The sequence below is a fragment of the Pseudoroseicyclus tamaricis genome (assembly GCF_012070395.1).
Taxonomy (GTDB): Bacteria; Pseudomonadota; Alphaproteobacteria; order Rhodobacterales; family Rhodobacteraceae; genus Pseudoroseicyclus_A; species Pseudoroseicyclus_A tamaricis.
Map to the genome: position 1 here is coordinate 486336 of NZ_JAAFYS010000003.1, position 25404 is coordinate 511739.

Sequence of the window (25404 nt, forward strand, 5' to 3'; positions counted from 1 at the left end):
CGTCCTTCCCTTCTCGTCCGCCCGGTTTCCCGGTCAAACGCGGCACAATCGGGGCGAGGCCCGGACAATATCGGGGAATGTCGGCGGATCGGTCCCGAGGGGGAAACGACGTTCGGTCGGTCTGGCCGCGTGAAGTGGGCCGGCTAGAGGCGCGCGGCGAGCCGGGTGCCCTGGTCGATGGCGCGCTTGGCGTCGAGCTCCGCCGCCACGTCCGCCCCGCCGATGAGGTGGGCGCGGGGGTGGGCGGCGGCGAGGGAGCGCTCTGGTTCCTGCCCAGCGCAGAGGACGATGGTATCGGCCTCGATGAGGCGGGGGCCGTCGGAGGTGGTGACGTGCAGGCCCTCGGGCGTGATGCGGTCATAGGTGACGCCGCCGAGCATGGTCACGCCGCGCATGGCGAGTCCGGCGCGGTGGATCCAGCCGGTGGTCTTGCCGAGCCGCTTGCCGGGCTTCTCGGCCTTGCGCTGCAGGAGCGTGACCTGGTGCGCGGGCCTGGGCGGCTGAGGGCCGTCCGGGGAGAGGCCGCCGGGGTGGAGGGCCGGGTCGGTGATGCCCCATTCGGCGAGCCAGTCCTGCGGGTGCAGGGTGGGGCTCTCGGCGGTGACGAGGAACTCGGAGACGTCGAAGCCGATGCCGCCGGCACCGATCACCACGACCCGGGGGCCGACGGGGGCGCCGTGAAGGACGTCGATGTAGGAAAGGACATGCGGCGCGTCCTGACCCGGGATCATGGGGTCGCGGGGGCGGACGCCGGTGGCGAGGATCACCTCGTCGGTCCCTTGCAGGTCCGCCTCGGAGGGCGCGGCGTTCAGGCGGAGGGTGATGGGGAGCCCGGCCAGGCGGGCCTCATAGTAGTGGACGAGGCCATGGAACTCCTCCTTGCCGGGGATGCGGCGAGCGAGGTTGAGCTGGCCGCCGATCTGGGCGGCCTTGTCCCAGAGGGTGACCTTGTGGCCTCGCTCCGCTGCCGTGATCGCCGCGGCGAGGCCGGCGGGGCCGGCGCCGACGACGGCAATGGTCTTGGGGGCGCTCGTGGGCGCGATGACCAGTTCGGTCTCGTGGCAGGCGCGGGGGTTCACGAGGCAGGTGGAGGTCTTGCCCATGAAGGTATGGTCGAGGCACGCCTGGTTGCAGGCGATGCAGGGCGCGATGGGGGCGCCGGACTTCGCCTTGGCGACGAAGTTCTCGTCGGCGAGGAAGGGCCGGGCCATGGAGACCATGTCGGCGCAGCCGTCCGCCAGCACCTCCTCGGCCACCTCGGGGGTGTTGATCCGGTTGGAGGTGATGAGGGGGAGCGAGACCTCGCCCATCAGCTTCTTGGTGACCCAGGCGAAGGCGGCCCGGGGGACGGAGGTGGCGATGGTCGGCACCCGCGCCTCGTGCCAGCCGATGCCGGTGTTGAGGATGCTGGCGCCGGCGGCCTCGATGGCGCGGGCAAGCCGCAGCACCTCCTTCCAGCTCTGCCCGCCTGGGACGAGATCGAGGAGGGAGATGCGGTAGATGAGGATGAAATCGGGGCCGACGGCCTCGCGCACCCGCCGCACCACCTCGACCGGCAGGCGCATGCGGTTCTCGTAGGAGCCGCCCCAGCGGTCGGTGCGCCGGTTGGTGCGCTCGGCGAGGAACTGGTTGAGGAAGTAGCCCTCCGACCCCATCACCTCCACCCCGTCATAGCCGGCCTCGCGGGCGCGGGCGGCGGCGGTGGCGATGTCGGCGATCTGTTTCTCGATGCCTGCTTCGTCCAGCTCCGCTGGTGGGAAGGGAGAGATCGGCGACTTGATGGCGGAGGGGGCGACGCAGGCGGGGTTATAGGCATAGCGCCCGGCATGCAGGATCTGCATCGCGATCCGCCCGCCCTCGGCATGGACGGCCTCGGTGACGATGCGGTGGTTGGCGATGTCCTTAGCGCTGTAGAGCCCGGCCGCGCCCTTGAAGACCCCGCCCTCGGCATTGGGCGCCATGCCGCCGGTGACGATGAGACCGGCGCCGCCCTTGGCCCGAGCCGCGTAGAAGGCGGCGATGCGGGACCAATCGCCGGTTTCCTCAAGATTGGTGTGCATCGAACCCATCAGTACCCGGTTCGGCAGGGTGACATGGCCGAGATCGAGCGGGGCGAAGAGATGGGGATAGGTCATGGGGCTCCTCCGGGGGGCAGAGTGGCGCGGGGCGGAGCGGCCGTCACCCTCAACGCGGCGTCACGAGGGTGGAGAGGCCGGGGGCCAGCCCGCCGTCGCCATTGGTGCTTGGACCAATGGCGCACTCAATGGCGACCCCACCAGGTATTTTTGGCCAGATGAAAAGGAGGCTGGAGGCGGGCCGCACCCTGAGCGACCGGCGTGGGGTGCGATGGGTCGCAGAGGGGAACGCGGTCCCCGGCAGGGCCCTGTCTGTCTTTGGTCCTGAAAATCCCGGGGGTCCGGGGGCTGGCCCCCGGTCCCGCAGTCTCGGGCAGCGCAGGGCCAGGATCGGTGCCGCCGGCCTCAGCCGAGGCCGATGGCGGCGCGGATGCTCTCGTCGCGCAGGCTGACCTCTCCGCCGAGATGGGCGTCGGAGTCCGGGCTGCACATCCACAGGAGCGCCTTCGCCGGCCAGTCGGGCGGGATATGCTCCGACCAGTCGAGGGCGGCGACGGGGCCGATGCCGCTCTCCTTGATCTGGCGCTGCATGTCCGTCGCCACGGTTCCGGGGGAGAGGGCGAGCGCGCGCAGGCCGCGCTGGCCGTATTCCTCGTGCAGGGCAGCGTTGAACATCGCCGCCGCCGCCTTCGAGGTGCAATAGGCCGACCAATGGTCCAGCGGGCGGTGGGCGGCGCCGGAGGAGAGGGTGAGGAAGGTGCCGCCCCCGGCGCCCAGCATCGACGGCAGGGCGGCGCGCGCGGTGTGGAAGAGGCCCTTGACGTTGACGTCCATCGCCTGGCCCCAGGCCTCCGGATCCGCCTCTGCGATGGGGGCGATGGGGCTGACCACCGCGGCATTGCCGATCACCACGGCCGGCGGGCCGAAGGCCTCCACCGCCGCCTTGACGGCGAAATCCACCTCCCACGAGCGGGAGACGTCGCAGGGGACGGCCAGCGCCTGCTCACTGCCGATCTCGCCCGCCAGCTCGGCGATCTCCGCCTCGCCGCGGGCCAGGAGCGCCACCCGGGCGCCCGCCCCGGCGAAGGCGCGGGCCGCCTCGGCGCCGATCCCCCGGCTCGCACCTGTGATCACCACGCATTTGCCGCCAAGCTCCATCGCCGCATATCCTTTTTCAATTCCGCCCGCCGGATGCTGGCACGCCAGAGGGGAATGGTCCAGTTTCCCTGACCTTGACTGACAGGGGGTGCCGGGCAAGGTGAGGCGCAACGCATCATCCCAGGGAGAGGCCGCTCATGCCCGCTACTCGTATCACCGCCGTCGCCGTTGCCAGAACCGCCGCTTCCGCCACCGCCCTCGCCGTCGCCGGCTCCGCCGCGATGGCCGATGTTACCGCAGAGGACGTCTGGACCCAGTGGCAGGAGGCCCTCGGCTCCTACGGCGAGGGCACCCTCACCGCCGGCGACGAGAGCCGCGAGGGCGACACGCTCACCGTCTCGGACATCAGCCTCGAGATGGAGGAGGAGGACATGGCCGTCTCCTCGCAGATCGGCACCGTCTCCTTCACCGAGAACGGTGACGGCACCGTCACCGTGACCCTGCCGGAGAGCTACGACGTGATGCTCGGCCAGCCGGGCAGCATGGAGGACAACCACGCGACGCTCACTGTCACCAACAGCGGGCTCGACGTGCAGGTCTCCGGCGAGCCGGAGGAGATCACCTACGACATCACCGCCGACAGCTACACCATCGAGCTGACGGAAATCGTGGATGCCGGGGAGACGGTGCCGGGCGAGGCCACGGCCACGCTGCAGGGCTTCACCGGCAGCGCCATGATGGCCACGGATGGCGAGATGCGGGACCTGGACGCCGAGATGAGCGCCGACATGCTCGACCTGCTCGTGGACGTGGACGTGCCCGGCGAGATGGTCGTCGACATCTCCGGCAAGTTCGAGAACATCTCGCTGACCGAGACCATGCGCACGCCGCTGGAGATGGATCCCGAGCAGCCCGAGATGCTGATGGAATCCGGCGCCATGATGGACCTTAACGTCGAGGCCGGGCAATCGGCGCTGATCTTCGCCTATGACGACGGCTCCGAGAGCGCCAGCGGCGCCTATTCCGCCGCCGGCAGCCGCCTCGCGATGGCCGTCAGCGCCGACCGCTTCACCCTCGACGAGGGCGCCACCGACATGGCGCTGCAGCTGCAGTCCGAGGGCATCCCCTTCCCCGTGAACGTGACGCTGGGGGAGCTGGGGCTCGCCATCGACATGCCGCTCTCCGCCTCCGAGGAAGCGGAAGACTTCTCCGCCGGCTTCGTCATCGACGAGCTGACGGTGAACGAGGAGCTCTGGATGATGGCCGATCCGTCGGGCGCCCTGCCCCGCGATCCGGCGAGCCTGATTGTCCGCTTCTCCGGCTCCGGCCGGCTGGACGAGGACCTGGCCAACCCGACGGGCGGCATGCAGGAGATGTCGCAGGAGCTGCCGGGTGAGATCTATGACCTCTCCATCGACGAGCTGACGCTGCGCCTCGTCGGCGCCGCGCTCAGTGGCACGGGCAGCTTCACCTTCGACAACAGCGACCTGACCACCTTCGAGGGGATGCCGCGGCCGGAAGGCTCGGCCACCTTCCGCATCGAGGGGGTCAACACGCTCCTCGGCCAGCTGGCCGACATGGGGCTGATCCCGCCGGACCAGATCATGGGTGCGCGCATGATGCTCGGCCTCTTCGCGGAGTCGGTCGGCGAGGATGAGCTGGAATCCCGCATCGAGGTCACGCCGGAGGGGTCGGTTCTGGCGAACGGCCAGCAGCTCCGCTAAGGATCGGGCATCGGCCCCGGGGTGCGCCGGCCACGGCCGCGCCCCGGGGCCGGCAATTGCCTGAAGACCCGGAAGGACCTTTTCATGACGCGTCTCGCCCTTGCCCCGGCCACCGCGCTGGCCGCGATCCTCGCCCTGCCCGCATACGCCGATGTCACGGCCGAGGAGGTCTGGCACAACCTCTCCCGGCCCATCGCCGCGATGGGCGTGAACGTCGCCGCCTCGCCGATGCGCGAGGGGGACGTGCTGCGCGTCGGACCGGTGATCTACAGCTACGAGCTGCCCGAGGATGCCGGCCGGGTGGAGCTGCGCTCCGTCGGGCCCGAGATCACGGAAGCCGGCGACGGCACCGTCACGCTTCTCTGGCCCGAGGAGATGGAGATCACGCTAGACGTCGATGCCGTGGTCGAGGGCGAGCCCGCGCACTTCCGCGCTGCGATGGACATGACGCTGGACCAGCAGGGGTCTGCCAGCGGCACCCCCGGCTCCATCACCTACGAGACGACCGGCAGCAGCCTGTCCCTCACGCTGACCGAGGTGGAGATCGAGGATCCGACCGGCCCGGATCTGCCGCCGGAGATGGACGGCCCGCCCAACTTCGCCTTCTTCATGGACTACGAGATGGACTCCACCAGCACCATCACCGCCGAGGGCGAAGGCCCGGTCTCGATGACCGCCGATGTCACGATGACGGACATGGTGCAGGACCTCATGATGGAGCTGCCCGGCGAGACCAGCACCCGCAGCGTCAGCACCGCGGAGCAGATGACGACGACCGCCCGCATCGAGCTGCCCGCCGAGGCGCCGGATATGACGAACCTCGCCGCCGCGCTCTCCCGCGGCCTCTCGCTGGAGGTGACGACCGACGGCAGCAACTCGCAATCTCAGTCGGTGTCGAGCGATTTCGATTCCCAGGTCACCATGGACCAGATGCAGAGCCTCGGACATCAGACGGGCACCGTGCGGCTGAATGCCGACGGGCTCTTCTTCGACGCCGCGGCCCGCGATTTCGCGCTCGACATCACGGCCCCGGACATCGGGTTCCCGATCAGCCTCACCGCGCAGTCGGGCAGCTTCAACATGACGGTCCCGCTCATGGCGTCGGAGGAGACGCAGGAGGGGCGCTACGCCTTCCGCTTCGAGGAGCTGAACGGCTCGGACGACCTCTGGGCGATGATCGACCCGACCGGCGCCCTGCCGCATGACCCGGTGACGATGGGCCTGGTTCTGACGGCGGACCTGGTGATCCTGCAGGACCTGCTCGACTTCGACGGGATGCGCGAGATGATCGATGCCGGGGAAAGCCCGATCGACCTCACCTCCATCGCCTTCGGCAACTTCGACGTGCAGGCGCTCGGCGCGCAGCTCACCGGTGACGGCAGCTTCGATGTCGACCTGACGCCGCTGATCGAGACGGGCGCCGAGCCCATCCTCGACGGCACGGCGGAGTTCGACCTGACGGGCCTCAACGCCGCGCTCGACACGCTCTCCTCCAGCGGCATGATCCCGCCGCAGGCGATCATGGGCGTGCGCATGAGCATCGGCATGTTCGCCGAGGTCTCGGGCGAGGACGCGCTGCATTCGCTGATCGAGGTGCGGCCGGACGGCTCGGTGCTCGCCAACGGGCAGCCGATCCGATGAGCGGCGCCGTCCCCTCCCCCGCCGAGATCGCCGAGGCGCTGCTCGCCGCTGCCCGCAGCGCCGGCGCCGAGGCGGCCGACGCGGTGGTGATCGAGGAGCGCTCCTCGGGCATCGACGTACGCGCCGGCAAGCTGGAGGAGGCGGGGCGCTCGGAATCCATGCAGCTTGGCCTCCGCGTCTTCATGGGACAGCGCAGCGCCATCGCCTCCGCCTCCGATTCGCGGCCGGACGGCTTCTCCGGCCTCGCCGAGCGGGCCGTGGCCATGGCCAGCGAGGCGCCGGAAGACCCCTATGCCGGCCTCGCCGGGCCGGACGAGCTCTCCGCCGCGCGCGATGCGGCGGGGCTGGACCTCGACGATCCCACCGAGGAGCCGGAGCCGGCGGCGCTGGAGGACTGGGCCCGCGCGATGGAGGGCGCTGCCACCGCCGCCTCCGGCATCGCCCAGGCCGAGGCCTCGGCCAGTTGGGGGCGCAGCACGCTGCACCTCGCGGCGAGCAACGGCTTCTCGGGGGGCTGGTCCTCCACCATGTCCTCGCTCTCCTGCACCGCCATCGGCGGCGAGGGGCTGGGGATGGAGCGGGACTACGACTACGACGTGCGCACCCACCTCGGCGACCTGCGCGGCGCCGAGGAGATCGGCGCCCGCGCCGCCGAGCGGGCGCTCGCCCGCCTCGGCCCCCGCAAACCGCCGACAGGCAAGGCGACGGTGCTCTATGACGAGCGGGTGGCGGGCAGCCTGATCGGCCACCTGCTGCAGGCCATCAACGGCGCCGCCATCGCGCGCGGCGCCTCCTGGGCGCGCGGGCTGATGGGCGAGGCGGTGCTGCCCGAGGGGCTGGACCTCCTCGAAGAGCCGCATCGCCCCCGCGTTCCCGGCTCCCGCCGTTTCGACGCCGAGGGCCTGCCGACGGCCGACCGCGCGCTGGTGGAGAAGGGTTTGCTGCAGAGCTGGCTGCTCGACCTCTCCAACGCCCGCAAGCTGGGCCTCTCCAGCAGCGCCAACGCCTCCCGCAGCGCCCGCTCCGGCCCCTCTCCGAGCGCCCATAACCTGCGCCTGACGCCGGGCAGCGCCACCCGCGAGGAGCTTCTGGCCGACATGGGCACGGGGCTCTGGGTGACCTCCCTCATCGGCGCCACGATCAACCCGAACACGGGCGATTACTCCCGCGGCGCCTCGGGCTTCTGGGTGGAGAACGGCGAGATTGCCTACCCCGTCTCGGAATGCACCATTGCCGGCTCCCTGCCCGACATGCTCCGCCGGATCATCCCGGCGAACGACGGCCGCGAGCACACCGGCCGCGTCATCCCCTCGCTGATGATCGAGCGGATGAGCATCGCGGGAGCCTGAGCCCCCCTCAGGGCGCGGGGCAGCCGCGGACGTCGACGGCGCGGCCGCCGCCGAAGAGCGTCAGGCGGAGGGCGGCGCGCTCTACCATGATCTGCCGGCCGGCGACGTCGATCAGCCGGGCGGTCAGGCGGAGGCGGTCGCCCTCGCGGCTCACCTGAGGCTCGGAGACCCAGATGCCGGGGCCGGCCTCGATGGCGGCCTCCTCGGCGGGCCCCAGCGGCGGCAGGGAGAGCTCGGCCACCAGCTCCAGCCCCTGCTCCGCCGGTCGCAGGCGGCAGGAGACGGCGGTGACGCCGGCCGCCGCCGCGCTCATCGGCGCATCCACCAGCGCGCCGACGATGGTGCCGTCGCGGGCGCCCTCCGCCGGCAGCGCGGCGGAGACGGAGAGGCGGACGGGCACGCAGATCTCCTCGCAGATGCCCAGCTCCACCTCGCCCTGCAGCGTGATCGCCCCCGGCCCGTCGGGCACCAGCTCCAGCGGCAGCACCAGCTCGCCGCTGTAGCCGATGGAGCGCATGTCGCCCTCCTCGAAGATCTCCGGCACCGGCCAGTGCGGGCGGATGGCGGAGAGGTTGTCCGAGGCGGCAAAGTGGAACTCCGGCGGGATGCCGGCATCGCCCGGGGCGCGCCAGTAGGTCTTCCACCCCGGCGCCAGCGAGATGCGCAGCGCCGCCATGTGGGTGCCGTCGTCCTGCCGCCAACCGGGGAGAACCGACAGCTCCACGGCGTCATCGACGTCCCACGCGGTGGCCGGAGCAGCGGCGAGGAGGAGGGCGAGGGAGGTGACGAGGGCGCGGATCATGGGCGTCGTCATCGGCAGGGAGGTGTGAAATGGGAAGTCACGTTGACGCGACAGGGGGCGTGAGCAGCCCTTGCACGTGGCGGGGACGCACCACATCATTCCCTCATGAGCACAGATGATCCATCCAAGGACGGCCCCTCCCGGGGCGAGCCCTCCCGCGAGCGGCCGGAGGCGGACGAGACGTCCGCCAGCGGCCCCGCCCGCAAGGATAGCGCCAGCGACGTGACCTCTCTCGCCGGGCAGCTCCTCGTGGCGATGCCCGACCTCAGCGATCCGCGCTTCGCCCGCGCGGTTGTCTACCTCTGCGCGCATGGCGAGGACGGGGCGATGGGCATCATCGTCAACAAGCCGACGCCGGAGATCCGCTTCGCCGACCTGCTGCGCCAGCTCGGCATCGAGCCGGCGGTAGGGATGGGCGACATCCGCGTCCATTTCGGCGGGCCGGTGGAGCCGCAGCGCGGCTTCGTCCTGCACTCGGCCGATTACGAGAGCGACGAGGCGACGCTGACGGTGGATGACGACGTGGCGATGAGCGCGACGACGGACGTCCTGCGCGACATCGCTTCCGGCCAGGGGCCTGCGCAGTCGATGATGGCGCTGGGCTATGCCGGCTGGGGCGCCGGCCAGCTGGAGGAGGAGCTCGCCCGCAACGACTGGCTGACGGTGCCGGCGCGGGGCGACATCCTCTTCGGCCGGGCGGCGGAGCATAAATGGGGCGCGGCGCTCAAGCAGAACGGGATCGACCCGGCCTCGCTCTCCTCCACCTCCGGCCGCGCCTGAGAGATTGGCCTAGCGGCCGCTCTCTTCCACCTGGCGCAGCAGCTGGGCGGCGGCTTCATGCTCCGCCGCACGCTTGGATCCGGCCTCGGCGCGGGCGGCGAGCCCGGTGTCGATGCGGGCCTCGATGGTGAAGACGGGGGCGTGGTCCGGCCCGGAGCGGCCGATCTCGGCATAGGCCGGCGGGGCGAGGCCCCGGGCCTGCGCCCATTCCTGCAGGGCCGTCTTGGCATCGCGCGCATCGCGCGGCGCCGCGGCCACCCGGCCGCCCCAGAGGCGGAGCACCACGTCCCGCGCCGCGCCCAGCCCGGCATCGAGGTAGACGGCGGCGATCACCGCCTCCATCGCGTCGGCGAGAAGCGCCTCCTTGCGGCGCCCGCCGGACATCGACTCGCTGCGCCCCAGCTTGAGCACCTCGCCGAGGCCCGCCTCGCGGGCGACCTCGGCGCAGGCCTCACGGCGCACCAGCGTGTTGAAGCGCGGGGCGATCTGCCCCTCCTTCGCCGTCCGGTCCGCCTCCAGCAGCGCCTCGGCCATCACGAGGCCAAGCACCCGGTCGCCGAGGAATTCCAGCCGCTGGTTATCCTCCTTGCCGGCGCCGGTGGCGGAGCCGTGGGTGAGCGCGCGGCGCAGCAGCGCCGGATCGGCGAACTCATGCCCCAGCGACCGCGCGAAGGCCGCCAGTTCTGCCGAAAGGCTCACTCCAACTTCTCGAAGAAGCGGTCCCCCCGCCACGTCCAGAAGGCGAGGATCGAGCGGCCGGCGGAGGAGAACATCACCCGGTCAGCGCGGCCGACGATGTCGGCCAGCGGCACGAAGCCCACCCCCCGCGCCGTCTGCGGCACGCGGCTGTCAGTGGAGTTGTCGCGGTTGTCACCCATGAAGAAGTAGTGGCCCTCGGGCACCGTGTAGACGCCGGTGTTGTCGAGGCCCTGCTCGCCGATATCGAGGATGTCGTGGCGCACCCCGTTGGGCAGCGTCTCGGTGTAGCGGGTCTTCAGGCATTCGCCGCCGAGTCCCACGGGGCCGTTGGAACAGCGCGGCATGCTCCCCTGCGGGCCCTGCGGCTCGAACGTTTCGGAAAAGACGCCGGCGGCCTCGATCTGCACCGGCTCGCCGTTGATCTGCAGCACGCCGTCCGTCACCTGAATCCGGTCGCCCGGCAGGCCGATCAGCCGCTTGATGAAGTCACGCCCGTCGACGGGATGGCGGAAGACGACGATGTCGCCCCGCTCCGGCTCGCTCCCCAAGAGGCGGTCGTTGTCGCCCTGCATCCAGCCGCAGAAGTCATCGGCCCCGATGTCGATGCCCAGCGCGGGCACGCGGATCGAGGGGCAGGAGGCGTAGGAATAGCCGTAGGCCATCTTGTTGACGAAAAGGAAGTCGCCGATCAGCAACGTGTCCTTCATCGAGGAGGAGGGGATCCAGAAGGGCTGGAAGAACAGCGTCCGGAAGATGCCGGCGATGAGCAGGGCATAGACGATGGTCTTGATGGTCTCCCACGTCCCGGCCAGGACGCCCGTCTTTTCGCTCATTGCGGTCTCGCATCAGGATGGATCGGCCCCGGCTTCATGGAGAGGGCGCGCGGACAAGTCAACCGAAGCCCCCTCACGCCCGCGGCAGCTCCGGCGGGGCCTGGAGGGGCGGCGCTGGCGGGTGCCGTGGCGGGAGTTCCGCTGGCTCAGCCGGAGGCGTCCGGCCGCGCCTCGATCATCACCATCGCATGGGCCCAGGGGTGGTCGTCCGTCAGCGTCACGTGGATGACGGCGCGGTGCCCCGGCGGCGTCAGCGCCTCCAGCCGCGCCTTGGCCCAGCCGGTCACATGCATCACCGGCTGGCCGCTGGAGAGGTTGGTCACAGACATGTCCTTCCACGCGATGCCCATGCGCAGCCCCGTCCCCAGCGCCTTGGAGCAGGCCTCCTTCGCCGCCCAGCGCTTGGCGTAGGTCGCGGCGGTGGCATAGGGCCGCCGCTCGGCGCGCGCCCGCTCCCGCTCGGTGAAGACGCGGGAGAGGAAGCGCTCGCCGAAGCGGGCGATCGTGCCCTCGATCCGCTCGATATTGGCAAGGTCCGTGCCGATGCCCAGGATCATGGCGCCCCCCTTTGGTCTCGTCGCGCCACCCTCGCCCATCCGGGCGGCGGGGGCCAGCCACCGGTCAGCTCTCCAGATCGGCGACGAAGATCCCCTCCGCCCCGCCGCAGAGCGCCACGAGCCGGGCGCCGAGGGCCTGATGGCCGGGATCGGCGGCATAGCGGGCCAGCGCGGCGCGATCCGCGAAGGTGACGACGAAGCCGTAGGAATAGCCCGGCGACTTGCCCTCCATGTCGAGGTTCGGGCCGTGGTCGAAACCGGTGAGCCCCTCCAGCGACAGGCCCGCCAGCCCCGCCATCACCTCCCCCAGTTCGCCGGCGTCATGACCCGGCTGCAGACGGAGGAGCACCACGTGGCGGATCATGCCGGCTCCTCCGTCACGGTGATCTGCCCGGTCGCCTGATTGAGGGTCACCGTGACGCGCACGGGCGGGAAGGCGCTCTCGTCCGGCAGCGGGGTGGCGCCCTCGATGGTGAAGGTCAGCCCCGTGGCCGGGTCATAGACCGCCTCCAGCGTTTCGAAATCGAGCGACCACCAGCCGAGCGCCCCCTCCCGCGTGATCAGCAGGCACTGGCGCAGGCCCAGCTCGTCGCGGGGCGGCGTGATGAGGGCGAGGTGAAAGGGCCCGCCCGCCGGCTCGACGAAATCGATGAGCGCGACGCGCACCTCGCCCTCGGCGAAGGTGGCGCTCGTCTCCGCCCAAGGTTCGACGAGGTCATCGATGCCGACCCGCCCGCCACAGGGCTCCGCCCCCAGCGCATGGGCGCCGGCGGGGGCGGCGAGGAGGGCCAGGGCTACAAGGCCGGCGGCGGGGGTGGGCATGTGGTGCACTCCGGAAGGACTGTTCGCGGCCGAGGCTAGCGGCTCCGCTCCCCCGCCGGAAGCGGACAGCTTCGCACACCCCGCCGCGGCAGCGGCAGGTCGGCAAGCTCCCGCCGGCTCATGGCGCGGAACATCGGGTGGTCGAGCGGGCCCGGCGGCTCCGGCGGGGCCGGCGGCGGGAAGAGGCGGCGGAGAAATCGGCGTGTCATGGAGAGGGACTCCTGTCTGGAACATGCCCTCTTCTCTCATGGCCCGCCCCCACCGGTCATTGCCGCATCGGTGGAGAGGGGTATAGCCTGGCTACATGAACCCGCTGAACCGCCTGCCCCTCCAATCGCTCCGCGCCGTCGAGGCGGTGGCCCGCCTGGGCAGCCTCGCCGCGGCGGCGGCAGACCTTGGCGTCACACCTGGCGCCATCAGCCAGCAGGTGATCCGGGCGGAAAAGATCCTCGGGCTGACGCTCTTCGAGCGTCGCCCCTCCGGCATGGTTCCAACTGCCCGCGGCGCGCCCGTCACGGCCCAGCTGCAGCGCGGCTTCGCCGAGCTCTCCGCCGCCGTCGCCCGCGCGGCCCGGACCGACGACGCGCTCACCGTCTCCGTCGCCCCGGTCTTCGCAGCCCGCTGGCTGATCTGGCGGCTCCCCCGCTTCCGCGCCCGCCACCCGGACACCCGTATCCGCCTCGATGCCAGCCTCGGCCTCATCGATCCGACCAGCGGCGAGGCCGACATCTGCATCCGCAACGGCCCCGGCGGGTATAGCGGCGTGACGGTCGAGAAGCTCTGGCCGCAGGTCATCTTCCCCGTCTGCGCGCCGGGCCTCGCCACGCGCCTGACCACCCATGCCGACCTCGCCCGCGTGCCCGTCATCCGCGAGACGGGCCCCAATTTCGGCTGGCAGCACTGGCTCGGCCCCGAGGGGCACCCGGACGTCACGCCCGGCGACGGCCCCCTCTTCAGCGACTCGATGCTCTGCCTCGATGCGGCGATCTCCGGCGAAGGCGTCTTCCTCTCCTTCGAGACGCTCGCCGCCGACGCCATCGCCATGGGGCGCCTCGTCGCCCCCTTCCCCGGCCGCCACGCGACGCAGAACCACTACTGGCTCGTCACCGCCGCCGACGCCCGCCCGACCCGGCCGATGCGTGCCTTCACCACATGGCTGAAGGAGGAGGTGGCCGCCGCCGGCCTCGGCCGCACCTCGCCCCTCCGCCCCTGATCGCCCTTTTGCAAATACTCCGGGGGTGTGGGGGCCGCGCCCCCACCCTTACCTAAAGCTGTGCGCCGCAGGCGCTCCGCTGAATAGCCGTCACGCCCGGGCCTCGTCCATCAGCCGCCGCATCTCCTCGATCGCCGGGCCAAGCCCGCGGAAGAGCGCCTCGCCGATCAGGAAATGGCCGATGTTCAGCTCCGCCACCTCGGGGATGGCGGCGACGGGGGCCACCGTCTCGTAGGTCAGCCCGTGCCCGGCATGGACCTCCAGATCCAGCGACTCGGCGAGCGCCGCCATCTCGCGCAGGCGTGCCAGTTCGTCGTCGCGCTCGGCGAGACGTCCCTCGTGGTGCAGGTCGCAATAGGCGCCGGTGTGCAGCTCCACCACCGCCGCGCCGATGCGGGCGGCCGCCTCCACTTGCCGCGCGTCGGCGCCGATGAAGAGCGAGACGCGGGCGCCGGCATCGGCGAGGGGGGCGATGAAATGCGCCAGCCGGTTCTCCTCGCGCGCCACGTCGAGGCCGCCCTCCGTCGTCCGCTCCTCGCGCTTCTCGGGCACGAGGCACACGGCGTGCGGCCGGTGGCGCAGCGCGATGGCCTGCATCTCCTGCGTCGCCGCCATTTCGAGGTTGAGCGGCGCCGTCAACGCCTCCATCAGCGCGTCGATATCGGCGTCGGAGATATGGCGCCGGTCCTCGCGCAGGTGGGCGGTGATGCCGTCGGCCCCCGCCTCTTCCGCCAGCTTCGCGGCGCGCACAGGGTCGGGATAGGCCGAGCCCCTCGCATTCCGCACCGTCGCCACATGGTCGATATTCACGCCGAGCCGCAGCTTCGTCATCGCACCCCCTTCGCCTTGCCGAGCTGGCCCAGGCGCTCCTTCAGGATCTTCTTGCGCCGGTTCTGGTAGGCGCGGATCACCGGCAGGCAAAGCATATAGACCACCGCGGATGCAATGAGCCCCGGAATGATCCCGCCGATCAGGTAGGGCAGGAAGACGTCGTGCCAGAAGAGCGCGAGGCGGCTCCAGTCGGCCTGCTCCGGCGTGAAGAGCGTGCCGATGTTGTGCAAAAGGTCCCGCCCGGCGCCGGTGAACTTGCCGAAGAGGCTCTCGTGCACCTGCGGCCTCAGGCGCGAGCCGAGGAGGAAGTGCCCCGACTGCAGCGAGATGATGGCAATGGGGAGATAGGTCAGGGGGTTGCCGAAGAAGGTGCCGAGCAGCGCCGCGATGACGTTGCCACGCATCGCGAGGGCCAGCCCGGCAGCGATGAGGAAATGGACCCCGAAGAACGGCGTCCAGGAGGCGAGGACACCGGCGAAGATCCCGCGGGAGATCTTCTCGGGCGTGTCCGGCAGCCGGCGCAGCCGCAGCGCGACATACTCGAACGCCCGCCGCCAGCCGCCGCGCGGCCAGAGCGTTTCGGTCAGCGCCCTGTACCAGGGGCGTCTGTCGCGGCGCTTGAAGACCATCCGTCCCGTGCCCTGCCGTTAAGCCACATGCGCCTTAACCGGCGCTACCCCTTGAGTGCCTCGCCGGCCCGGGACGGGTCCCGATGGCGGCGCAGCGCCGCCACATCGCTCTCCGCCTCCAGCGCCGTCATCACGCGGTGCAGATGCTCCGCGTCCCGCAGCTCCACGTCGACGAGCAGGCGGTAGTAATCCGGCTTGCGATCCTTGAACTCCAGGTTGGAGATATTGGCGGATTGCTCGGCAATCAATGTGCACAGGCGCCCGAGGGTACCGGCATCGTTGACGATGGTGACATCGAGCGTGACATCGTGGATCGGCTTGTGCTGCCCCTCCTGCCAGCGCAGGTCGAGCCAGCGGTCGGGCTGCTCCTCGAACTCCACCAAGGACGCGCAGTCGATGGCGTGGACGACGACGCCCCGCCCCCGCCACGTGATGCCGACGATCCGCTCGCCGGGCACCGGCTTGCAGCAGGGGGCGCGGGTATGCGGCTGGTCGGGCGCGAGGCCGACAACGGCGCGGTGGCCGTCGATCTCGTCGCCCGTCGCCGGGGTGAGATCGGGGTAGATCAGCCGCACGACCTGCCGGGCGGAGAGCTCGTTGGCGCCGACGCGGGCGAGCAGCTCATCGACGCTGTCGATGGCCAGCGCCTTGGCGGCAGTGCGCAGCGCTTTGTCGGTCGCCTTGCGGCGGTGGTTCTCGAAGGCAACGCGCACCAGCTCCTGCCCGAGGCGGATGAAGCGCTCGCGGTCGACCTCCTTCAGCGCCCGGCGGATCGCCGTCTTGGCGCGGCCGGTGACGGCGATGTCGACCCAGGTGGCCTGCGGCGTCTGCCCCTCGGCGGTGATGATCTCCACCGCCTGACCGTTCTTGAGGCGCGTCCAGAGCGGCACCCGCATGCCGTCGACCTTGGCGCCGACGCAGGCATGGCCGATGCGGGTGTGGATGGCATAGGCGAAGTCGATGGGCGTGGCATCGCGCGGCAGCTTGATGACCTCGCCCTTCGGCGTGAAGCAGAACACCTGGTCCTGGTACATCTCCAGCTTCACGGCCTCGAGGAACGCGTCGTGATCCTCCTCGTCGTCGATGCGCGCGGTGAGGGTGGAAATCCAGCGGACGGGATCGACGGCGAAGGGGTTCTCGGCCCGCACGCCATCGCGGTAAGACCAGTGGGCGGCGACGCCGGCCTCGGCGACCTCGTGCATCTGCCGGGTGCGGATCTGCACCTCCACCCGCTTGCCGTCGCGGCCCGAGACGGTGGTGTGGATCGAGCGGTAGCCATTGGACTTGGGCTGGCTGATGTAATCCTTGAACCGCCCGGGCACGGACTTCCACCGCTGGTGGATGGCGCCGAGAGCGCGGTAGCAATCGGCCTCGTTCTCGGTGATGGCGCGGAAGCCGTAGATGTCGGAGAGGCGGGAGAAGCCCTGATCCTTCTCCTGCATCTTGCGCCAGATCGAGTAGGGCATCTTGGCGCGGCCCGTGACCTCCGCCGGGATGCCCGCCTCCTTCAGCTCCTTGCGCATGTCGGCGGTGATGCGCTTGATCACGTCGCCGCTCTCGCGCCGCAGCCGGGCGAAGTGGCGGATGATGGAGGTGCGGGCCTTGGGGTTGATCACCTTGAAGGCCAGATCCTCCAGCTCCTCGCGCATCCACTGCATGCCCATGCGGCCGGCGAGCGGGGCGAAGATGTCCATCGTCTCCCGCGCCTTCTGCTGCTGCTTCTCGGGCGACATCGATCCGATGGTGCGCATGTTGTGGAGCCGGTCGGCGAGCTTCACCAGTGTCACCCGCAGGTCGCGGCTGGTGGCCATGAAGAGCTTGCGGAAGTTCTCGGCCTGCTGGGTATGCGTGGAGGAGAGCTGCAGGTTGGTCAGCTTGGTGACGCCGTCGACCAGCTCGGCCACCTCGCGCCCGAACCGCTTCTCGATCTCGGCGAAGCTGGCCTTGGTGTCCTCGATCGTGTCGTGGAGGAGCGCGGTGATCAGCGTCGAATCGTCCAGCCGCTGCTCGGCGAGGATGGAGGCGACGGCGACGGGATGGGTGAAGTAGGGCTCCCCCGAGCGGCGGGTCTGGCCCTCGTGCATCTCCCGCCCGAAGGCGAAGGCGGCGCGCAGCCGCGCCTCATCCGTCTTGGGGTTGTAGGCGCGAACGGCAGCGAAGAGCGCCTCGCCAGCCGCATCCACGGGGTCGGAGGGCTTGGAGGCGCGTGGGGACCGGGCAGGCCGGCGGCGGGCCGGCTCTCTGGCAGAGGGGGCCGGCGCCTTGATTCCGGGACTGCCCCCTTCAGACGCCATGATGTTCCGGCCTTTCGATCAGCGTTGCCGCTGCACTTCCATCAGCTCGCGAAGCAGACGCTCTTCGTTCATGTCGTCACGCGCCGGCTTGTCGACCTCGGCCTCCATCAGGCGGGCCATCGAGTCTTCCTCGGGCGTGTCGACCTCGATCTGGGTCTGGTGCGATTCGATCATGCGCTCGCGCAGATCCTCGGCGCCTTGCGTCTCTTCCGCGATCTCGCGGAGGGCGACGACGGGGTTCTTGTCGTTGTCGCGCGGCACGGTGGGGGGGCCGCCAGCGGTGATCTCGCGGGCGCGGTGCGCGGCGAGCATCACGAGCTCGAAGCGGTTCGGAACCTTGTCAACGCAGTCTTCGACGGTCACGCGGGCCATGGATGATCCTTGTTCTCGGGTCGCGGCGCCTTGCCGGGCGGCGCAGAGGTCGGCGGGGCGGCGGGCTGCCTCGCGGGGGCGCGGAAAGGCCCGCACGGCCGCGACGGCGCCGCACGCGGCCCCGCATCGAAAGCCCGTCCTTACGACGGGGGAGGACGAATGGCAAGGGCCGTGGCCCCGCGCGGCGTCACCCGTCGGTGCGCGCGCCGCCCCGGGCGGGCTCATCCTGCCAGGGGCTCAGCGCGGCGACCTCCCCGGGCGGCAGGGCGGCGAGCATCTCCTCGACGCTCCGCCCGGTGACCGGGTGCCGCCAGCCCGGAGCGACCTCGGCCATCGGCACCAGCACGAAGGCCCGGTCGGCGAGGCGCGGATGCGGCAGGATCAGCTCCTGCGGCGCCTCCACGCGCTGGCGCTCCAGCGGCAGGCCCTGCCACTGCGCCCATGTCTCCCGGTCAGGACGGACCTCTCCGCCGCCCGGCCCGGCAGCGATCAGATCGAGATCCAGCGTCCGTGCCGCCCAGCGCGCCTGCCGCTCCCGGCCGTGCGCGGCCTCTATCTCATGCAGCTGGGCCAGGATTTCCTCCGGCGGCGCCTCCCAGGCGACGGAGAGCACCGCGTTGGCGTAATCGGGGCCCGATCCGGGCGGGAAGGCGGGGGAGCGATAGATGCGACTCATCCGCACCGGGGCGCCGGCAGCCGCGCCCACGGCCTCCGCCGCGCCTTGCAACGCGACGTCACGAGCCGCCGCCCCGCCGAGTGACGCCCCGTCGAGGTTGGCCCCGAGGGCAACCAACACCAGATGGCGCCCTGTGACTTGTCGTTGCGCTTGCGGCATGTCACGATTCCCCTAAATTAGCGTGTCCCCCCGCCACGCACTCACTCACAACACTCACACGGCGGGCGACGATTGAAAGGACATTTGATGTTTTATCGTGACGAGCGCTTGGCGCTCTTCATCGATGGATCGAACCTTTACGCCGCTGCGAAGTCACTCGGGTTCGACATTGATTACAAGCTCCTGCGACAGGAGTTCATGCGCCGGGGCAAGCTCTTGCGTGCCTTCTACTACACGGCGCTGCTGGAGAACGACGAGTACTCCCCGATCCGACCCCTCGTGGACTGGCTGCATTACAACGGCTTCACGATGGTGACGAAACCGGCCAAGGAGTACACTGACAGCCAGGGTCGCCGGAAGGTGAAGGGCAACATGGACATCGAGCTCTCGGTCGATGCCATGGAGCTGGCGCCGCATGTCGATCACATCGTGCTCTTCTCCGGCGACGGCGACTTCCGCCCGCTGGTCGAGGCGCTGCAGCGCAAGGGCGTGCGGGTCTCCGTCGTCTCCACCATCCGCTCCTCGCCGCCGATGGTGGCCGACGAGCTGCGCCGGCAGGCCGACAACTTCATCGACCTCGATGACCTGAAAGACGCCATAGGCCGCCCGCCCCGCGAACCGCGCGAGGCCCGTGATCCCCGCGTCCACCGCGACGACGAAGAGACGGTGCCGGGCGAATAACGCCCGCACGCCCGAGGGAAGGGCGCGGCACCGGCGGGACTCACCCCGCTCGTGCCGCGACTGCCCTGGCATTCCACCATTGATGCGTTCCGGCATGGCCGGGGCGCGCTCTCCAAGGCCCCCGGTGCCTGGCTGAAGCCCCGGCCTACGGTCGCCCCGGCCAGAGGGCTACCATTTTCACCATAAGCGACCTCGGCCTCGCCGCCCTCTTCCTTGGCGCTCGCGTCGGCGACCTCACGCAAGAGTGCTACGCCGGCGCCCCCCGGGGGCGCAATTGCAGCGCCACCTGGGTCTCGACGGCGCCGGCTGCATCGCCTACCTCTGGCACATGACCCGCCCTGCCCTCACCTTGCACCTCGCCGCGCCGCGTGGCTTCTGCGCCGGCGTCGACCGCGCCATCAAGATCGTCGAGATGGCGCTGGAGAAATGGGGCGCCCCCGTCTACGTGCGCCACGAGATCGTCCACAACAAGTACGTGGTGGACGACCTGCGCGCCAAGGGCGCCGTCTTCGTCGAAGTGCTGGAGGAATGCCCGACCGACCGACCGGTCATCTTCTCCGCCCACGGCGTGCCCAAGGCCGTCCCCGCCGCGGCGGCAGAGCGGCAGATGGTCTATGTCGATGCCACCTGCCCGCTGGTCAGCAAGGTGCATATCGAGGCCGCCCGCCACGCCGAGAACGGCCTGCAGATGATCATGATCGGTCACGCCGGTCACCCGGAGACGATCGGCACCATGGGCCAGCTCCCCCCCGGCGAGGTGCTGCTGGTGGAGACGCCGGAGGATGTCGCCCAGGTCGAGGTGCGCGACCCCGGGCGCCTCGCCTTCGTCACCCAGACGACGCTCTCCATCGACGACACGGCGGATATCGTTGCCGCCCTCCGCGCCCGCTTCCCGGCCATCATCGGGCCGCACAAGGAAGACATCTGCTACGCGACGACCAACCGGCAGGCGGCCGTCAAGGCGATGGCGCCCGATTGCGACGCGCTGCTCGTGGTCGGAGCGCCGAATTCCTCCAACTCCAAGCGGCTGGTGGAGGTCGCCAGCAAGGCCGGCTGCCGCTACGCGCAGCTCGTCCAGCGGGCGGCGGATATCGACTGGCGGGCGCTGGAGGGCATCCGCTCCATCGGCATCACCGCCGGCGCCTCGGCGCCCGAGGTGCTGATCAACGAGGTGGTCGATGCCTTCCGGGGCCGCTACGATGTCACCGTGAACCAGGTCGTCACGGCCGAGGAGCACGTGGAATTCAAGGTGCCGCGCGTCCTGCGCGAGCCCGCCTGAGGGAGGGCGCCGATGGGCCCGGAATTTCTGCTGACGGCCTTCGTCATCTGCCTGACTCCGGGCATCGGCGTCATCTACACGCTCGGCACAGCGCTCGGCGGCGGTGTCCGCGCCGGCGTCTGGGCCGCCGTCGGCTGCACGCTGGCGACGGTGGTGCATCTGGGCGTCGCGGCGCTGGGGCTGGCGGCGATCCTCCACTCCTCCGCCCTGCTCTTCCAGGCGCTGAAGTTCGCCGGTGTCGCCTACCTCCTCTGGATGGCGTGGGGCGTGCTGCGCGAGACGGGCGCGCTCTCCATCCGCGCGGCAGAGGCGCAGCCGGCGGGGCGGCTCGTCTGGCGGGGGATCGTGCTGAACATCCTCAACCCCAAGCTGCCCCTGTTCTTCCTCGCCTTCCTGCCGCAGTTCCTCTCGCCCGAGGCGGCGCTGGCCGAGGTGGCGGAGCTGGGCCTCGCCTTCTCGGCGGTGACCTTCGCCACCTTTGTCCTCTACGCCGCGCTCGCCGCCTCGGGCCGGCACCTGATCCTCGGCTCCGAGCGGGCGATGGCGTGGATGCGCCGCGCCTTCGCGGCGAGCTTCGCGGGCCTTGGGCTGAAGCTGGCGCTGGAGCGGGCGTGACCGACGAGGTAGGTGCCGATGCCGGCACCATCGCCTGGTACGACAGCCACAGCGCCGATTACGCCGCCCTCCGCGCCGCCGATCTGCCCACGCGCCACCTCGCCGCCTTCGCAGAGCATCTGCCGCCCGGCGCCGACGTGCTCGACCTCGGCTGCGGCAGCGGCGCCTGCACCGCCGCGCTGACCGCCCGCGGCTTCGCCGTCACCGGGCTCGACGCCTCCGCCGGGCTGCTCGCCGAGGCGCGCGCCGCCGCCCCCGACGCGACGTTCCGGCAGGCGAGTTTCGCCGAGCTGGACGAGACGGAGGCTTACGACGGCATCTGGGCGAACTTCTCGCTCCTCCACGCGCCCCGCTCCGCCCTGCCGGGGCACCTCATGGCCATCGCGAAGGCGCTGCGGCCGCGCGGGCTCTTGCATCTGGGCATGATGACGGGCGAAGGAGACCGCCGCGACCGGCTTGGCCGGCACTACAGCTACCACGCCCCGGTGGAGCTGCGGCAGATGCTCGCAGCGGCGGGCCTGCGGGAGCGCTCCTCCCACGAGGGGCAAGGGCACAGCACGGCGGGGGATGCGATCGGCTGGATCGTCTTCCTCGCAGACAAGGGAGAGCCGCATGGCTGACTATTTCGCCTACACGGACGGTGCCTGCTCCGGCAATCCCGGCCCCGGCGGCTGGGGCGCGCTGCTCATTGCCCGCGAGGGCGGGCAGGAGGTCAAGCGCCGCGAGCTGAGCGGCGGCGAGCCGGGGACGACGAACAACCGGATGGAGCTGATGGCCGCCATCTCGGCGCTGGAGGCGCTGGGGCGGGCGACGAAGATCACGCTGGTGACGGACAGCAGCTACGTGAAGGACGGGCTGACCAAGTGGATCCACGGCTGGAAGCGCAACGGCTGGAAGACCGCCGCGAAGAAGGACGTCAAGAACGCCGAGCTCTGGCAGCGCCTCGACGCCGCCGCGGCCCGCCACGAGGTGACGTGGGAATGGGTGAAGGGCCACGCCGGCCACCCGGAGAACGAGCGCGCCGACGAGCTCGCCCGGCACGCCATGGCCCCCTACAAGGCCAGGAAAAAGGCGTAGGGTGGGTTTCCAACCCACCTTCCCCCTCTGAACATGTCCCGCGCCTCCGCAGGCGCCGCCCCCATCACCCCCGGGCGTGAGCTATTCCCCCGCCCGGTCCGCGCCAAAGGCGCAGGGCGAGCGCCTGCCCGTCCCCACGGGGTGGCGCTCTGGTGAAGCTTGGTACCCCGCTCGGCGCAGGGATAACCTTTGCCGGCATAAAGACCACCTGCGGCACCGTCGCAGCGCCACCCCACGGGCGGGCGCTCGCCCTGCGCCTGCAACGGCAGTGCAAGACTCCAGCGCCCCTGCCCCGCAAGCACCCCCTTCTCCCCTCCCCGCCGATCTCCTAAAGACGCGGCCATGACTCAGCCCCGCTCCCTTGGCCGCAAGTCCATCCGCGCCTCGCTCAAGCCCGCCGACCTCATGGCCGACGAGACCCTCGCCCATGCCTGGCGGGCGGAGGTGATCACCCTTCTGCCCGAGGCCTGGCCCGGCGTGCTGGGCGCCAGCCTCACCGGCCGGGCGCTGAGCGACGGCAAGTGGCAGCTGCGTACCCATGATCTGCGCGAGCATGGGGAGGGCCGGCACCGCAATGTCGACGACACCCCCGCCGGCGGCGGCGCCGGCATGGTGCTGCGCGCCGACATCCTCGGGCGCGCCATCGAGACGGCGGCGGATCCGCGACACCCCCTGCCAATGCTCCTGCTCTCCCCGCGCGGCCAGCGCTTTGACCAAGCCTTCGCGGCCCGCCTCGCCGCCGGCCCCGGCGCGATCTTCGTCTGCGGCCGGTTCGAGGGCGTCGACGAGCGGGCGATCGAGCATTACGGCCTCATCGAGGTCTCCCTCGGCGACTTCGTCCTCACCGGCGGCGACCTCGCCGCACAGGCGATGATCGACGCCGCCCTGCGCCTGCGCCCCGGCATCCTCGGCAATGCCGCCTCGGCGGAGGAGGAGAGCTTCTCCGCTGGCCTCCTCGAACACCCGCAGTACACCAAGCCCGCCGAGTGGCAGGACCGGCCGATCCCCGAGGTCCTCCTCTCCGGTCACCATGGCCGCATCGCCGAGTGGCGGCAGAAGCAGGCCGAGGCCGTCACCCGCGCCCGCCGCCCCGACCTCTGGGCCGCCTATGCCCGCGCGAAGGGCCTGCCGGAGGAGTGAGCGCGGGCCCCGAGCCGCCTGCCCCGGCAAGCGGTCCCGGGTTTCATCTGGCCCCAAATACCTCCGCCGGAGGCAGCGAAGCTCCCGGCGCGCGCCGCCGGCCCCGCCGCACCACGGTTGCACCGGCGCTGCGTTGGCCCTATATGCGGCCTTGAGAGGTTGGCGCGGGCAGGCGCCTCGCCAACCCGGTCAGGTCCGGAAGGAAGCAGCCGTAACGAGCCCCGCTTGGGTCGTTGTCCAGCCTCTCACCTTTTCGCCCGTGAAGGAGGGTCGTTTCATGACTGTGCTCATCCCCCTCCTCCGGGCGCCTGCCTGACGCGTCAGCCAGCCGGGCACCCGATGCTGCGCCGCGCCCCGACCCGGGGCGTATGAGCCACATGATCTTCGGGACCCAAGTCCATTGACCCAGCTTAACCTCGCCGACCTTGGCTGGTCGGACCATTTCACCCGCCAGGCCGGGGAGTCTCCCCGTGCCGCGCGAATCTCTGCCATCCACCGCGGCCGCCTCGAGGCGCTTTCCCCCGAGGGCCCGCTCGACCTGACACCGAAGGGCGCCGGCCTCGCCTTCGCCGTGGGGGACTTCATCCTCCATGATGGCACCCGGCCCACCGAGCGCCTCGTGCCGGAGACGGAGATCGCCCGCCGGTCCGCCGGCACCGCGGCGGCGGAGCGTCAGCTCATCGCCGCCAATGTCGGTACGCTCGGCATTGTCACCTCCTGCAATGCCGATTTCTCCGTCCCCCGGCTGGAGCGTTACCTCGCCATGGCCGAGGCCTCCGGCTGCCTGCCGCTGATCCTGCTCACCAAGGCCGATCTGACGGAGGATCCGGCCGCCTTCCTCCGCCAGGCCGAGCGCCTCTCCCCCCTCGTCACCGCCCTCGCCCTCGATGCGCGCGACACCGAGGAGGCCGCGAAGCTGGAGCCATGGCTCCGCCCCGGCATGACGCTCGCGCTCGTCGGCTCCTCCGGCACCGGCAAGACGACGCTGCTCAACGCGCTCTCCGGCCTCTCGGAGCGCACAGGGGGCCTGCGCGGCGACGACAGGGGCCGCCACCACACCACCTTCCGCTCGCTCCGCCAGACACGCTTCGGCGGATGGATCATCGACACGCCCGGCATGCGCGAGCTGGGGATGGAGGGCGCCTCGGAGGGAATCGACGTCGTCTTCTCCGACGTCTCCGACCTCGCCGCGGGCTGCCGCTTCTCCGACTGCCGGCACGAGAGCGAGCCGGGCTGCGCCGTCAAGGCCGCCGTCGATGCGGGCGAGCTGGACGCAGAGCGGCTGGCCCGCTGGCAGAAGCTCCGCCGGGAGGACAGGCACAACTCGGAGAGCATCGCCGAGGCGCGGGCGCGGTTCCGCCGATTCGGGAAGACAACGGCGCACGGGAATGCACGGCGGGAGGCGAAGGAGGCTGGCTGGGAGGAGGAGTGAGGGGACGGGCGCGCCGGGGTTCGGGCGGCAGTTCGGGGTGGAGAGACCCGGGGCGCTGTCCCGGACCCCGGAGTATTTCGAAAAGGGCGAGAGGGGGCGGGCGCCTCAGGTGGCCTCGGCCCACGTCATCTGGCTGGCCGTCTCAACCGCGCAGGGGCGGACGGCGCGCAGGCGTGGGAGCGCGGCCTCGGCCGGCTCGCCCGCCTCGATCATCAGGCGCAGGGCCGCCATGCCGGAGCGGCCGCAGCCGCCGAAGCAATGGACGAGCACCTTGCCGCCGCCCTGCAGGATCGCCAGCGCCTCGCCCGAGAGCGCCCGCCAGCCCGCATCCTCCGCCGGCGCGGTGAAATCGCGGATGGGGAAGTGGCGCCAGGAGATGCCTGCCGCCGCCAGATCCTCTCCCAGCGTGCCCGCGCCCTTGCGCTCCAGCTCATGCGCCTCGCAGAGGGTGATCACCAGATCGGGGCGCCAGGCGAGCAGGCGGGGCAGATCGGCGGCGTAGTGGCGCGTGCGGCCGGGCAGAGGCGAGAGGGCGAGCTGCCCGGCGAGAAGCGGCAGCGCATGGATGTTGAACTCGGGCATGGGCATGGACCTCGCAGCACTGGCGCCCTAGCCTAGCCCGGCCT

The 25404-nt window shown here is 71.0% G+C and carries 27 protein-coding genes and 1 other RNA gene; 13 read left to right on the plus strand and 15 right to left on the minus strand.

What is annotated here, in order from left to right:
* Positions 1–143 precede the first annotated feature (143 nt).
* The gene (locus GY170_RS14150; RefSeq protein WP_163894734.1) at positions 144–2135 is read right to left on the minus strand and encodes an NADPH-dependent 2,4-dienoyl-CoA reductase; all 1992 of its coding nucleotides are present in this window, start codon (positions 2133–2135) and stop codon (positions 144–146) included.
* A gap of 345 nt (positions 2136–2480) precedes the next feature.
* Positions 2481–3233 carry an SDR family oxidoreductase gene (locus tag GY170_RS14155; protein ID WP_163894736.1) on the minus strand — a complete coding sequence of 251 codons (753 nt, stop codon included), beginning with the start codon at positions 3231–3233 and terminating at the stop codon, positions 2481–2483.
* Positions 3234–3370: 137 nt separating this feature from the next.
* Here GY170_RS14155 and GY170_RS14160 point away from each other — a divergent pair, with 137 nt between their 5' ends.
* From GY170_RS14160 to GY170_RS14170, 3 genes are all read left to right on the plus strand, one after another.
* On the plus strand, positions 3371–4897 hold the full coding sequence (locus tag GY170_RS14160; RefSeq protein WP_163894738.1) for a DUF2125 domain-containing protein: 1527 nt from the start codon (positions 3371–3373) through the stop codon (positions 4895–4897).
* 84 nt (positions 4898–4981) lie between these two features.
* A complete protein-coding gene (locus GY170_RS14165; RefSeq protein WP_163894740.1) occupies positions 4982–6538 on the plus strand; it encodes a DUF2125 domain-containing protein in 1557 nt (518 codons plus the stop codon).
* Positions 6535–7887 carry a TldD/PmbA family protein gene (locus GY170_RS14170; RefSeq protein ID WP_163894742.1) on the plus strand — a complete coding sequence of 451 codons (1353 nt, stop codon included), beginning with the start codon at positions 6535–6537 and terminating at the stop codon, positions 7885–7887. The genes GY170_RS14165 and GY170_RS14170 overlap by 4 nt, the downstream gene beginning before the upstream one ends.
* A gap of 7 nt (positions 7888–7894) precedes the next feature.
* On the opposite strand, the gene GY170_RS14175 is transcribed toward GY170_RS14170, so the two are convergent.
* A complete protein-coding gene (locus GY170_RS14175) occupies positions 7895–8701 on the minus strand; it encodes a protein-disulfide reductase DsbD domain-containing protein (protein WP_235937850.1) in 807 nt (268 codons plus the stop codon).
* 93 nt (positions 8702–8794) lie between these two features.
* Between GY170_RS14175 and GY170_RS14180 the strand changes: the two genes are divergently transcribed.
* A complete protein-coding gene (locus tag GY170_RS14180) occupies positions 8795–9469 on the plus strand; it encodes a YqgE/AlgH family protein (RefSeq protein WP_163894744.1) in 675 nt (224 codons plus the stop codon).
* Between the two features lie 9 nt (positions 9470–9478).
* Here GY170_RS14180 and rnc read toward each other — a convergent pair whose 3' ends face one another.
* From rnc to GY170_RS14210, 6 genes are all read right to left on the minus strand, one after another.
* The gene (rnc, locus tag GY170_RS14185) at positions 9479–10168 is read right to left on the minus strand and encodes a ribonuclease III (RefSeq protein WP_163894746.1); all 690 of its coding nucleotides are present in this window, start codon (positions 10166–10168) and stop codon (positions 9479–9481) included.
* Positions 10165–11001 (minus strand): signal peptidase I, encoded by an 837-nt coding sequence (gene lepB / locus GY170_RS14190; protein ID WP_163894747.1) that lies wholly within the window; start codon positions 10999–11001, stop codon positions 10165–10167. Before lepB ends, rnc begins: the two co-directional genes overlap by 4 nt.
* 146 nt (positions 11002–11147) lie before the next feature.
* Positions 11148–11558: a holo-ACP synthase gene (acpS, locus tag GY170_RS14195; RefSeq protein WP_163894749.1), complete on the minus strand. Its 411-nt coding sequence runs from the start codon at positions 11556–11558 to the stop codon at positions 11148–11150.
* Positions 11559–11622: 64 nt separating this feature from the next.
* Entirely contained in the window at positions 11623–11922 is a 300-nt protein-coding gene (locus GY170_RS14200) for a Dabb family protein (RefSeq protein ID WP_163894751.1), read from the minus strand.
* Positions 11919–12380 (minus strand): hypothetical protein, encoded by a 462-nt coding sequence (locus GY170_RS14205; protein WP_163894753.1) that lies wholly within the window; start codon positions 12378–12380, stop codon positions 11919–11921. Before GY170_RS14205 ends, GY170_RS14200 begins: the two co-directional genes overlap by 4 nt.
* A gap of 35 nt (positions 12381–12415) precedes the next feature.
* Entirely contained in the window at positions 12416–12589 is a 174-nt protein-coding gene (locus GY170_RS14210) for a hypothetical protein (RefSeq protein ID WP_163894755.1), read from the minus strand.
* 95 nt (positions 12590–12684) lie between these two features.
* Between GY170_RS14210 and GY170_RS14215 the strand changes: the two genes are divergently transcribed.
* The gene (locus GY170_RS14215; RefSeq protein WP_163894757.1) at positions 12685–13593 is read left to right on the plus strand and encodes a LysR substrate-binding domain-containing protein; all 909 of its coding nucleotides are present in this window, start codon (positions 12685–12687) and stop codon (positions 13591–13593) included.
* Between the two features lie 90 nt (positions 13594–13683).
* Here the strand turns inward: GY170_RS14215 and GY170_RS14220 are convergent, their stop codons facing one another.
* The 5 genes from GY170_RS14220 to folK form a co-directional block, all read right to left on the minus strand.
* Positions 13684–14424, minus strand: a complete 741-nt coding sequence (locus GY170_RS14220; protein WP_163894758.1) for a pyridoxine 5'-phosphate synthase — start codon at positions 14422–14424, stop codon at positions 13684–13686.
* Positions 14421–15053, minus strand: coding sequence for a DUF2062 domain-containing protein (locus tag GY170_RS14225; RefSeq protein ID WP_163894760.1), 633 nt, complete (start codon positions 15051–15053; stop codon positions 14421–14423). Before GY170_RS14225 ends, GY170_RS14220 begins: the two co-directional genes overlap by 4 nt.
* A 44-nt stretch (positions 15054–15097) precedes the next feature.
* Complete coding sequence (locus tag GY170_RS14230; RefSeq protein WP_235937851.1) at positions 15098–17236, minus strand: RelA/SpoT family protein; 2139 nt, start codon at positions 17234–17236, stop codon at positions 15098–15100.
* Between the two features lie 129 nt (positions 17237–17365).
* Positions 17366–17719, minus strand: a complete 354-nt coding sequence (gene rpoZ, locus GY170_RS14235) for a DNA-directed RNA polymerase subunit omega (RefSeq protein WP_163894764.1) — start codon at positions 17717–17719, stop codon at positions 17366–17368.
* 187 nt (positions 17720–17906) lie between these two features.
* Positions 17907–18554: a 2-amino-4-hydroxy-6-hydroxymethyldihydropteridine diphosphokinase gene (folK, locus tag GY170_RS14240; RefSeq protein ID WP_163894766.1), complete on the minus strand. Its 648-nt coding sequence runs from the start codon at positions 18552–18554 to the stop codon at positions 17907–17909.
* Between the two features lie 87 nt (positions 18555–18641).
* On the opposite strand from folK, the gene GY170_RS14245 reads away from it, so the two are divergent.
* The 8 genes from GY170_RS14245 to rsgA all read left to right on the plus strand — a co-directional run bounded on the left by GY170_RS14245 (position 18642) and on the right by rsgA (position 24778).
* The gene (locus GY170_RS14245; protein WP_163894768.1) at positions 18642–19235 is read left to right on the plus strand and encodes a LabA-like NYN domain-containing protein; all 594 of its coding nucleotides are present in this window, start codon (positions 18642–18644) and stop codon (positions 19233–19235) included.
* Positions 19236–19563: 328 nt separating this feature from the next.
* Positions 19564–20514, plus strand: coding sequence for a 4-hydroxy-3-methylbut-2-enyl diphosphate reductase (gene ispH, locus GY170_RS14250; protein ID WP_163895388.1), 951 nt, complete (start codon positions 19564–19566; stop codon positions 20512–20514).
* 12 nt (positions 20515–20526) lie between these two features.
* Positions 20527–21129, plus strand: coding sequence for a LysE family translocator (locus tag GY170_RS14255; protein ID WP_163894770.1), 603 nt, complete (start codon positions 20527–20529; stop codon positions 21127–21129).
* Entirely contained in the window at positions 21126–21749 is a 624-nt protein-coding gene (locus tag GY170_RS14260) for a class I SAM-dependent DNA methyltransferase (protein WP_163894772.1), read from the plus strand. The genes GY170_RS14255 and GY170_RS14260 overlap by 4 nt, the downstream gene beginning before the upstream one ends.
* Positions 21742–22206 carry a ribonuclease HI gene (rnhA, locus tag GY170_RS14265; protein ID WP_163894774.1) on the plus strand — a complete coding sequence of 155 codons (465 nt, stop codon included), beginning with the start codon at positions 21742–21744 and terminating at the stop codon, positions 22204–22206. The genes GY170_RS14260 and rnhA overlap by 8 nt, the downstream gene beginning before the upstream one ends.
* Positions 22207–22548: 342 nt before the next feature.
* Complete coding sequence (trmD, locus tag GY170_RS14270; RefSeq protein ID WP_163894776.1) at positions 22549–23346, plus strand: tRNA (guanosine(37)-N1)-methyltransferase TrmD; 798 nt, start codon at positions 22549–22551, stop codon at positions 23344–23346.
* Positions 23347–23498: 152 nt separating this feature from the next.
* Positions 23499–23597, plus strand: an RNA gene (ffs, locus tag GY170_RS14275) — signal recognition particle sRNA small type.
* A 149-nt stretch (positions 23598–23746) separates the two neighbouring features.
* Positions 23747–24778: a ribosome small subunit-dependent GTPase A gene (rsgA, locus tag GY170_RS14280; RefSeq protein ID WP_163894779.1), complete on the plus strand. Its 1032-nt coding sequence runs from the start codon at positions 23747–23749 to the stop codon at positions 24776–24778.
* Positions 24779–24883: 105 nt separating this feature from the next.
* On the opposite strand, the gene GY170_RS14285 is transcribed toward rsgA, so the two are convergent.
* Positions 24884–25360 carry a phosphatase domain-containing putative toxin gene (locus tag GY170_RS14285; protein WP_163894780.1) on the minus strand — a complete coding sequence of 159 codons (477 nt, stop codon included), beginning with the start codon at positions 25358–25360 and terminating at the stop codon, positions 24884–24886.
* Positions 25361–25404: the final 44 nt, after the last annotated feature.

Bases quoted from the DNA above. Each gene is read 5' to 3' on its own strand.
- GY170_RS14150 (WP_163894734.1), bottom strand. From the start codon at position 2,135: ATGACCTATCCCCATCTCTTCGCCCCGCTCGATCTCGGCCATGTCACC.
- GY170_RS14155 (WP_163894736.1), bottom strand. From the start codon at position 3,233: ATGGAGCTTGGCGGCAAATGCGTGGTGATCACAGGTGCGAGCCGGGGG.
- GY170_RS14160 (WP_163894738.1), top strand. From the start codon at position 3,371: ATGCCCGCTACTCGTATCACCGCCGTCGCCGTTGCCAGAACCGCCGCT.
- GY170_RS14165 (WP_163894740.1), top strand. From the start codon at position 4,982: ATGACGCGTCTCGCCCTTGCCCCGGCCACCGCGCTGGCCGCGATCCTC.
- GY170_RS14170 (WP_163894742.1), top strand. From the start codon at position 6,535: ATGAGCGGCGCCGTCCCCTCCCCCGCCGAGATCGCCGAGGCGCTGCTC.
- GY170_RS14175 (WP_235937850.1), bottom strand. From the start codon at position 8,701: ATGACGACGCCCATGATCCGCGCCCTCGTCACCTCCCTCGCCCTCCTC.
- GY170_RS14180 (WP_163894744.1), top strand. From the start codon at position 8,795: ATGAGCACAGATGATCCATCCAAGGACGGCCCCTCCCGGGGCGAGCCC.
- lepB (WP_163894747.1), bottom strand. From the start codon at position 11,001: ATGAGCGAAAAGACGGGCGTCCTGGCCGGGACGTGGGAGACCATCAAG.
- acpS (WP_163894749.1), bottom strand. From the start codon at position 11,558: ATGATCCTGGGCATCGGCACGGACCTTGCCAATATCGAGCGGATCGAG.
- GY170_RS14200 (WP_163894751.1), bottom strand. From the start codon at position 11,922: ATGATCCGCCACGTGGTGCTCCTCCGTCTGCAGCCGGGTCATGACGCC.
- GY170_RS14205 (WP_163894753.1), bottom strand. From the start codon at position 12,380: ATGCCCACCCCCGCCGCCGGCCTTGTAGCCCTGGCCCTCCTCGCCGCC.
- GY170_RS14210 (WP_163894755.1), bottom strand. From the start codon at position 12,589: ATGACACGCCGATTTCTCCGCCGCCTCTTCCCGCCGCCGGCCCCGCCG.
- GY170_RS14215 (WP_163894757.1), top strand. From the start codon at position 12,685: ATGAACCCGCTGAACCGCCTGCCCCTCCAATCGCTCCGCGCCGTCGAG.
- GY170_RS14220 (WP_163894758.1), bottom strand. From the start codon at position 14,424: ATGACGAAGCTGCGGCTCGGCGTGAATATCGACCATGTGGCGACGGTG.
- GY170_RS14225 (WP_163894760.1), bottom strand. From the start codon at position 15,053: ATGGTCTTCAAGCGCCGCGACAGACGCCCCTGGTACAGGGCGCTGACC.
- rpoZ (WP_163894764.1), bottom strand. From the start codon at position 17,719: ATGGCCCGCGTGACCGTCGAAGACTGCGTTGACAAGGTTCCGAACCGC.
- folK (WP_163894766.1), bottom strand. From the start codon at position 18,554: ATGCCGCAAGCGCAACGACAAGTCACAGGGCGCCATCTGGTGTTGGTT.
- GY170_RS14245 (WP_163894768.1), top strand. From the start codon at position 18,642: ATGTTTTATCGTGACGAGCGCTTGGCGCTCTTCATCGATGGATCGAAC.
- ispH (WP_163895388.1), top strand. From the start codon at position 19,564: ATGACCCGCCCTGCCCTCACCTTGCACCTCGCCGCGCCGCGTGGCTTC.
- GY170_RS14255 (WP_163894770.1), top strand. From the start codon at position 20,527: ATGGGCCCGGAATTTCTGCTGACGGCCTTCGTCATCTGCCTGACTCCG.
- rnhA (WP_163894774.1), top strand. From the start codon at position 21,742: ATGGCTGACTATTTCGCCTACACGGACGGTGCCTGCTCCGGCAATCCC.
- trmD (WP_163894776.1), top strand. From the start codon at position 22,549: ATGACTCAGCCCCGCTCCCTTGGCCGCAAGTCCATCCGCGCCTCGCTC.
- GY170_RS14285 (WP_163894780.1), bottom strand. From the start codon at position 25,360: ATGCCCGAGTTCAACATCCATGCGCTGCCGCTTCTCGCCGGGCAGCTC.